We start from the raw sequence: 8,123 nt of genomic DNA on the forward strand, positions 1-8,123 counted from the left end.
CGGTCGAGGCAGCAGTCGTACGGTGGGCGGCCCCAGGGCGAACGCCGCCCCAGTGGGTCACTGGTGGCCAGCCGGGTTCTCACCCGCAGGGCCGCGGCGCGCCACTGCGCGGCGGGCACCCCGCCCTTGCACAGGACGCCGTCGACCCCTGACGGACCAGCGCCAGATTGGTGCGCTCCGACGCGGGCGACGAGGTGAAGGCGAGGGCCAGGACACCGCTGCCGCGCGCCCCGGGCAGGAGGGCCAGCCGGACCCGGACAGTGTCCCGGTGAGCCGGCCGGACCACATGAGAGGACTGGTGAAACCGCCCGCCGCGTACTCGCACAGGCACAGCCAGTCGAGCACGTCGTACGCGCAGCCGATGTCCACGGGCGTCGTCGCGCTCACGTGGGAGGGGCGTGGGACGAGGTCCATGGCCGTCCCCCAGCGGTTCACACGAGTGGTGGGACGCGTCACCCGTGCCTCCCGGGGAGTACGGCCGCCAGGCCGGCGGGGTGGGGAAGACGGTGGCCGTCCAGCTCAGCAGGCCCGTGAGGCGCTCCTCGTGCACCAGGGTGGGTATCCGGAACCGGTTCGCCTCGACGACGGTCCGCTGGAGCAGCCGCAGCCGCAGCCGCAGCCGCAGCCGCAGCCGTTCCAGCCCTTCCGCCGGGCGCACGGGCTCGGTGCCGTAGGTCCTGGTGAGCTGGCCCAGGCCCGCCGCCGCCTTCGACAGCTGCGGCGGCAGCGGGTCGGTGGCCCAGTCGGGCAGCGCCGTCGCCGGCTCGCCGGGACGGAGCGGCGCAGTCCAGTACGAGCCGAGCTGCGCGATCTTCTCCTCCAGGGTCATCCGGCCCAGCAGATCGGCCACTCGGTCACTCACCGGCGCGGACGGCTTCCGCCACAACTGGGCCGTCCCCTCGGCGTCGGCCTGCGTGATCCGTTCGGTCATGCGACTCAACCCTCTCGTCCGGTGCACGCCATCCAGCCCCCGGTGCGAAGAAGGGGTGCGGTGATGGGAAACAGCACCATGATCACCGCAACGTCTGCCCACGGCTAGGCCGTGTGTCGAAAGTGGCGCCTGTCCGCCCGGAGGGCGGGGCACATCCTGGGCGCTGTCCGGTAATTCCCTTCGGGCAGGCGGCGCCGGGCCCGGACCGGCTCGCGGGGAACCCCCTGGGGAGGGGATGCCGTCCTGACAGGGCCCGAGGGCCTCCAGCCCTTAGGGTGAGCCCCATGACGACGACGTACGCACTCCTGCTGCGCGGCATCAACGTCGGGGGGCGCCGCAAGGTGCCCATGCCGGAACTGCGCGCGCTCCTCACGGAACTGGGCCACAGCGGTGTGACCACGTACCTGCAGAGCGGCAACGCGGTCCTCACCGCGACGAGCGACGACGAGAAGGAGGTCGCGGCCGGGATCGAGCGGGCCGTCGAGGAGCACTTCGGGTTCGCCGTCGACTGCCTCGTCCGCTCCGGCGCCTACCTCCGTGCCGTCGCCGACGCATGTCCCTTCCCCGCCGCGGAGTTGGAGGGCAAGCAGCTGCACGTCACCTTCTACGACGGGCCGGTCACCGAGGACCGCTTCGCACCGGTGGACCCCGCCGCCCACCTGCCGGAGGAGTTCCGGCTCGGCGACCGTGCCCTCTACCTCTACGCCCCGGACGGCCTCGGCCGCTCCGGCCTCGCGGTCGCACTCGCCCGGCCCGCCGTCACCAAGGGGCTCGTCGCCACCAGCCGCAACTGGAACACCGTGGTCAAGCTCGTGGAGCTGACCCGTGACTGAACTCCCGTACCCGGTGGCCGAGGCCATCGAGAACGAGCTGCGCCTGCTCGACCCCGAGGTACGCCGCTCCGCGCAGCTCCTCGCGACGGTGCTGCACCCGGAGTTCCACGAGATCGGCACCAGCGGCCGGCTCTGGGACCGCGCCGCGATCATCGCGGAACTCACCTCCGAGGCCACCAACCGTCCCGGACCGCTGACCGCCTCCCGGATGGAGGGCGTCGAGCTCTGCCCCGGCCTCGTCCACCTGACCTTCGACACCGAGCACAAAGGCAGCCGTGCGCACCGGAGTTCACTGTGGCGGTTGACGGACGGGGGCTGGCAGCTCTACTTCCACCAGGCCACCCCGTTCGTCGCGGACCCGTTCAACGAGGCCTGAACCGGAGCGCGCCCCGGATCAGCGGCGGGTGACCCGCTGCGCCCGTGCGCTCCAGCGGCCCTCCGTACGCGTGATGCGCACCGGATGGCCGAAACAGTCGCTGACCCGGTCCGTGGTCAGCACCTCGTCGGCCGGCCCCGACGCCACGCACTTCCCGCCGCGCAGCAGCATCGCGTGCGTCGTGGACGCGGGCAGCTCCTCCAGGTGGTGCGTCACCAGCACCGTCGCCAGCTCCGGATGCTCCTCGCGCAGGGCGTCCAGGCTGTCCAGCAGCTGCTCCCGGGCCGCCAGGTCCAGGCCGGTGGCCGGTTCGTCGAGGAGCAGCAGCCGGGGGCTCGGCATCAGGCTGCGCGCGATCAGCGTCCTGCCCCGCTCGCCCTGGGAGAGCGACGGCCAGCGCGACGCCTCCTTGCCGCCCATCCCGAGCATCGCCAGCAGCTCGTCCGCCCGCGCCCGCTCCTCGGCCGTCGGCGACCAACGCGGCAGCGGTTCGACCGAGTTGGTGAGACCCGTCAGAGCTACTTGACGCACCGTCAGGGCAGACTGGAGCGGGTGACGGGGGTTGACGTGCCCGAGCAGCGTACGCAGCTCCCGCAGATCCACCCGGCCCAGCGTCCTGCCGAGCACCTGCACCGTGCCCCGGGTGGGGTGGGTGACGGCGCCGAGCAGCCCCAGCAGGGTGCTCTTCCCGGCACCGTTGGCGCCCAGGAGTGCCCAGTGCTCGCCCTGCCGGACGGTGAGCGAGACGGTGTCCAGGATCGCCCTGCCGTCACGGACCACGGCGACACCGTCGGCGTGGATCACCGGTACCGGCTCCTCGGGGGAGGGCCCGGAGGGGAAGGGGAGAGGGCGGGTGACGGGGGCCGTGGTCACGATGGTTGCTCCTTACATCCATACATCCGACCAGTGGACCATATCGGTCCGGGATGCGGACATGGAGCCGGGTTCGTGCCCGGTGGGCGCTTTCAGGCCGACAGGGGGAGTGCCCGCGCCGCTCGAGCCTCGTCGTATCGCGCCAGCAGCAGCCGGGCCAGGGCCGGGGAGGCCCCGAGCACCTCGGAGAGCACGTCCGCGCCGGCCTCGGCGGCACCCGCGGCGATCCGGTCCGGAAGCCGGCCGGGCGCGATGACGTACGGCGCCACGGCGACCCGGTCCACCCCCTCGGCGCGCAGCGCGCGCACCGCGTCCCCGGTGCGGGGGAACCCGCCGGGCGAATTGGCGGAGGCGAACGCAGGCCGCACGGCGCACCAACCGGTGTGCCGCAGCTCCCGCGCGATTTCAGCGATCACTGCGATCGCCTCCGGGTCCGTGGAGCCCGCCGAGGCCAGGACCAGCCCCGTCGAGCGTTTGTCGGCGGCGGTGAGCCCGGCCTCGTACAGCCGCTGCTCCAGAGCGTCCTGGAGCAGCGGCGCCGGGCCGAGGACGCCTGCCTGCCGGATGCGCAGCCGGGGCAGCCGGGCCCGGGCCTCGCGCAGTACCGACGGGATGTCGGTCTTGGCGTGGAAGGCCCGGGTGAGCAGCAGCGGCAGCGCGACGACTTCTTCCGTACCCGACGAGCTCTGGGAGTTCAGGCGCTCCAGCACCCTGGGCACCGACGGTGCGTTGAAGTCGAGGAACCCCGTCTCCACGCGGAGCCCCGGCCGCAGCGACCGTACCCGCGCGGTGAGCGCGTGCACGGTCGCCGCGTGCCGCGGATCGCGGCTGCCGTGGGCGATGACGAGAAGGACGGGTGCGTGCATGGAGGTGACTCAGTTCTTGACGAGAAGCCCGCGGCTGCGCAGCACCCACCGCTCCAGCGGACTGAAGATCAGCAGGTCGATCGCGACACCGACGAACAGGATGAGCAGGATCGACAGGAAGATGCCGGGCATGTCGAAGTTGTTGCGGCCGTTCTCCAGCAACTGCCCCAGCCCCAGGCCGAGATCGGGGGAGGAGGCGATGATCTCGGCGGCCATCAGGGAGCGCCAGGAGAAGGCCCAGCCCTGCTTCAGTCCCGCGAGGTAGCCGGGCAGTGCCGCAGGCAGCACGATGTGCCAGGTGCCGCGCAGCCCGGTGGCGCCGATGGTGCGGCCCGCGCGGAGGAAGAGCGGCGGGACCTGGTCGACGCCGGAGACCAGGCCGTTGGCGATCGACGGTACGGCTCCGAGCAGGATCACCGCGTACATCGTCCGGTCCACGAGACCGAGCCAGATGACGGCCGGGGCGACCCAGGCCACCGAGGGGAGCGACTGGAGGCCGGAGAGGATCGGGCCGAGCGCCGCGCGGACGACCCGTACCCGGGCGACCAGCAGCCCGAGCGGGGTGCCGATGACGACCGCGAGCACGAAGCCGAGCAGACCGCGCGAGACGCTGGTCCAGATGACCTCCAGCAGCGTGCCCTTGACCCACATGTCGGTCGCGCTGTCCCAGACTGCGGACGGCGGCGGCAGCTTGTAGTCGTCCGTGACCTTCGCCCAGACCAGCACCTGCCAGACCAGGACGACCAGGACCACCGCGAGGACCGGCGGCAGGACCTTCTGGCCGAGGATCTCCCGTACCGGGGTGCGCCGGACCTGTACGGCGTCCAGCGCGTCGAGTCCGGCCTCCAGCCCCGCGAGGTCGTCGCGCTTCGCGGTACCGGCCCCGCCCGCCGGTTCGGCGGACTTGATGTCAGTGCTGGCCATGGCGGCGGATCTCCCCACGCAGTTCTTCGGTGATCTCGACGGACAGCTCCGCCACGGCGGAGTCCTCGATGCGGCGCGGGTGTTCGATGCCGACCGTCCACTCGCGGGCGATCCGTCCCGGCCGGGACGACAGCAGTACGACCCGCTGGGCGAGGCGCACCGCCTCGCGCACGTTGTGGGTGACGAAGAGGACCGAGGCGTTGGTCTCCCGCCAGATCCGGGTGAGTTCGTCGTGCAGCACGTCGCGGGTGATCGCGTCGAGCGCCGCGAACGGCTCGTCCATCAGCAGCAGTTGGCTGTCCTGGGCGAGCGCGCGGGCCATCGCGACGCGCTGGCGCATACCGCCGGAGAGCTCGTGCACCCGCTTGCCGTACGCCCCGCCGAGGCGTACGAGTTCGAGCAGCCGCTCCGCCTCGGGGCGGCGCTCGGCCTTGGCCACCCCGCGCAGCCGCAGGGCGAGTTCGATGTTCTTGCCCGCCGTCAGCCACGGGAAGAGGGCGTGCTCCTGGAACATCAGGGCCGGCCGCCCGCCGGGGGTCTCGATGGACCCCGCGGACGGGCGGTCGAGTCCCGCCACCAGGTTGAGCAGCGTCGACTTGCCGCACCCGGAGGCTCCCAGGAGGGTGACGAACTCGCCGGGAGCGACATCGAGCGTGATGTCGTCCAGGACGAGCTGCTGACCGGTGGGTCCGGCGAAGGACTTCGATACGTGGGTGATACGAGCGGCGTGCTCGACCGACGCGCGGTCCTCGGCCTTGGTGAGAGTACTGGTCGCCATGGTCGTCACCTCCTGGGAATCCTGGTTCGGGTGGGCGGACGGACTGGGGCGTGTTGTGAAAGTAGCGCCGGCCGCCCGGAGGGCGGGTCGGGCGTCGTCCGGTGCGTGCGATCGCAAGGCGGAGGGTCGCCCCGATACTGGATGTATCGGGGTGATCCCGACAACGTGGCGAGCGTGCGTGCCGGGCGTCGCCCGACAGGTGAAACTTTCACAACACGGACTACTTGACGCCGAGACCGGCGTCGTCGACCGCGGGCTCGCCCTCGGCCTTCAGGACCTTGTTGAGCAGGGTCAGGTCGTAGATGCCGTCCAGGTTGGGCTTCTCCAGCAGGCCCGCCTTCACCGCGTGGTCGGCCTCCGCGTTCAGCGTGGCGGCCAGCGGGTCATTGGTGACCAGGATCGACTTCCAGGCCGGGTCGAGGATCTCGGGGGCGAGCGCCTTGCCGCTCAGCGCCTCCAGCGCCTTGTTGGCGGACGCCTTGGCCAGGTCCGGGTTCTCGTTGATCCACTTGTTCGTCTTCACCGAACCGCGCAGGACCGCCTCGACCACGTCGGGGTGCTCGGTCAGGAACTTCTGCGACACGATGATGTTGGTGATGACGAACTTGTTGTCCGGCCACAGCGTCGTCTCGTCGAGCAGCACCTTGGCGCCCTCGGAGACCAGCTTGGAAGCCGTCGGCTCGGGAACCCAGGCACCGTCCAGGGAACCGGCCTTGTAGGCGTCCGGCGTCACCTTGTTGTCCGAGCGGACGACGGAGACGTCGCCCTTGCCGCTCTGCGCGTCGACCTTCCAGCCCTGCTCGGATATCCAGTTGAGGAACGCCACGTCCTGCGTGTTGCCGAGCTGCGGGGTGGCGATCTTCTTGCCCTTGAGGTCCGCCAGCGTCTTGATCTTGTCCGGGTTGACGACGAGCTTCACGCCGCCGGAGGCCGAACCACCGATGATCCGCAGGCCCTTGCCCTGGGACTTGGTGAAGCCGTTGATGGACGGCGAGGGGCCGATGAAGCCGATGTCGATCGAACCGGCGTTGAGCGCCTCGATCTCGGACGGGCCCGCGTTGAAGGTCGAGGTCTTGACCTTCGTACCGCCGAGCTCCTTCTGGAAGGTGCCCTCCTGGACTCCGACCAGGGCGGTGGCGTGCGTGAGGTTCGGGAAGTACCCGATGCTCACGGCGTCAGCCGAGAGCTTCTTCGCCCCGGCGGTGGCGGCGGCGTCCGTCTTCTTCGAGTCGTCGTCGGTCGACTCGGAGCCGTAGCCGCAGGCGGTGAGAACCACGGCGAGCAGCGGCAGTGCGGCGGCAGCGACGAGGCTGCGGCGGACGGTGGTACGGGTGGCTGGCACGGGAGGCTTTCCTCTCGTTGGCCGGGCTCTACGTCCCTCGGGACTCCGGGGAAGCGGCCGGGCGGTCGGCAGGTCTTCGGCGGTACGGGCGGTGCGTGTGGTGCGGGAGGGCGCGCAGGCAGTGCGCGTACGTCATCGCGCACATCGCGCCACTCCGCCCTGGCCGCTGCCGAGGGCACCGCTGCCCACCCGGCCGCCCTCCTTCGCGAAGGAGGAGAAGAAGTCGGTTCCCATCAGAAGTCCCATTCGGCGTCGTCGTCGGCCGCTTCGGGTACGGACGCGCCCCGGGCGGCCTCGGCGAACGAGGCGCCCGCCATGCCGGCCGAGAGGGTCGTACCGTCCGCGGGGTCGATCAGGAGGAACGAGCCGGTACGCCGGGAGTCGGCGTACGCGTCGAGCGCGAGCGGTTCGGCGGTACGCACCACCACCCGCCCGATGTCGTTGGCGACCAGCTGCCCCGGGGCGGGGTGCTGGGAGAGGTCGTCGAGGGTGAGCCGCGAGGGGATGTCCTTCACGATCGCCTTGACCGTGCGCGTGGTGTGCTTCAGCAGCACCCGCTGGCCGACCGAGAGCGGCTGGTCGGCGACGTGGCAGACGGTCGCCTCGACGTCCTGGGTCGAGGCCGGGAGGCTGCCGCTCGGCGCGATCAGGTCGCCGCGCGAGACGTCCACGTCGTCCGCGAGCCGCACGGTCACCGACTGCGGGGCCCACGCGGTGTCCACGCTCACGCCCAGCGCGTCGATGCCCGCGACCGTGGTCGTACGGCCCGAGGGCAGTACGGTGACGGGCTCGCCGACCCGCAGCACACCGGAGGCGATCTGGCCCGCGTAGCCCCGGTAGTCCGGGTGCTCGGCGGTCTGCGGCCGGATCACGTACTGCACCGGGAAACGCGCCGGGCATTCGGTGAGGTCGTGGCTGACCGGGACGGTCTCCAGGTGCTCCAGGACCGTCGGGCCGCCGTACCAGTCCATGTGCGCGGACGGGTCCACGACGTTGTCCCCGGCCAGCGCGGAGATGGGGATCGCGGTGATCTCCGGGACGCCGAGGGAGGCCGCGTACGCGGTGAACTCCTTGGCTATCGCGGCGAACACCGGCTCCTCGTACCCGACGAGGTCCATCTTGTTGACGGCGAGGACGACGTGGGGGACGCGGAGGAGGGCGGCGACGGCGGCGTGGCGGCGGGTCTGTTCGACGACGCCG

The 8,123-nt window shown here is 71.6% G+C and carries 9 protein-coding genes; 2 read left to right on the forward strand and 7 right to left on the reverse strand.

What is annotated here, in order from left to right:
• Window positions 1-79: 79 nt before the first annotated feature.
• Window positions 80-931, reverse strand: a complete 852-nt coding sequence (locus ACWCWD_RS33560; protein ID WP_450778849.1) for a hypothetical protein — start codon at window positions 929-931, stop codon at window positions 80-82.
• Between the two features lie 284 nt (window positions 932-1,215).
• Here ACWCWD_RS33560 and ACWCWD_RS33565 point away from each other — a divergent pair, with 284 nt between their 5' ends.
• Window positions 1,216-1,764 carry a DUF1697 domain-containing protein gene (locus tag ACWCWD_RS33565; RefSeq protein WP_450778851.1) on the forward strand — a complete coding sequence of 183 codons (549 nt, stop codon included), beginning with the start codon at window positions 1,216-1,218 and terminating at the stop codon, window positions 1,762-1,764.
• Window positions 1,757-2,140, forward strand: coding sequence for a nuclear transport factor 2 family protein (locus tag ACWCWD_RS33570; RefSeq protein WP_450778853.1), 384 nt, complete (start codon window positions 1,757-1,759; stop codon window positions 2,138-2,140). The genes ACWCWD_RS33565 and ACWCWD_RS33570 overlap by 8 nt, the downstream gene beginning before the upstream one ends.
• Window positions 2,141-2,158: 18 nt before the next feature.
• Here the strand turns inward: ACWCWD_RS33570 and ACWCWD_RS33575 are convergent, their stop codons facing one another.
• The 6 genes from ACWCWD_RS33575 to ACWCWD_RS33600 form a co-directional block, all read right to left on the reverse strand.
• Window positions 2,159-3,016, reverse strand: a complete 858-nt coding sequence (locus ACWCWD_RS33575; protein WP_450778868.1) for an ABC transporter ATP-binding protein — start codon at window positions 3,014-3,016, stop codon at window positions 2,159-2,161.
• An 89-nt stretch (window positions 3,017-3,105) separates the two neighbouring features.
• Complete coding sequence (locus tag ACWCWD_RS33580) at window positions 3,106-3,879, reverse strand: sirohydrochlorin chelatase (protein ID WP_450778855.1); 774 nt, start codon at window positions 3,877-3,879, stop codon at window positions 3,106-3,108.
• A gap of 9 nt (window positions 3,880-3,888) precedes the next feature.
• Window positions 3,889-4,803: an ABC transporter permease gene (locus ACWCWD_RS33585; protein ID WP_450778856.1), complete on the reverse strand. Its 915-nt coding sequence runs from the start codon at window positions 4,801-4,803 to the stop codon at window positions 3,889-3,891.
• On the reverse strand, window positions 4,790-5,581 hold the full coding sequence (locus ACWCWD_RS33590; protein WP_327178776.1) for an ABC transporter ATP-binding protein: 792 nt from the start codon (window positions 5,579-5,581) through the stop codon (window positions 4,790-4,792). Before ACWCWD_RS33590 ends, ACWCWD_RS33585 begins: the two co-directional genes overlap by 14 nt.
• Before the next feature lie 220 nt (window positions 5,582-5,801).
• Window positions 5,802-6,923: an aliphatic sulfonate ABC transporter substrate-binding protein gene (locus ACWCWD_RS33595; RefSeq protein WP_450778858.1), complete on the reverse strand. Its 1,122-nt coding sequence runs from the start codon at window positions 6,921-6,923 to the stop codon at window positions 5,802-5,804.
• A gap of 233 nt (window positions 6,924-7,156) precedes the next feature.
• Window positions 7,157-8,123: sulfate adenylyltransferase subunit 1 (locus ACWCWD_RS33600; RefSeq protein ID WP_450778860.1), on the reverse strand; the 967-nt coding region annotated here is incomplete at its 5' end.

This window comes from Streptomyces sp. NPDC001493 (assembly GCF_053597235.1).

Coding starts and splice junctions, on each gene's coding strand:
- ACWCWD_RS33560 (WP_450778849.1), bottom strand. CDS start 931: ATGACCGAACGGATCACGCAGGCCGACGCCGAGGGGACGGCCCAGTTG.
- ACWCWD_RS33580 (WP_450778855.1), bottom strand. CDS start 3,879: ATGCACGCACCCGTCCTTCTCGTCATCGCCCACGGCAGCCGCGATCCG.
- ACWCWD_RS33565 (WP_450778851.1), top strand. CDS start 1,216: ATGACGACGACGTACGCACTCCTGCTGCGCGGCATCAACGTCGGGGGG.
- ACWCWD_RS33590 (WP_327178776.1), bottom strand. CDS start 5,581: ATGGCGACCAGTACTCTCACCAAGGCCGAGGACCGCGCGTCGGTCGAG.
- ACWCWD_RS33585 (WP_450778856.1), bottom strand. CDS start 4,803: ATGGCCAGCACTGACATCAAGTCCGCCGAACCGGCGGGCGGGGCCGGT.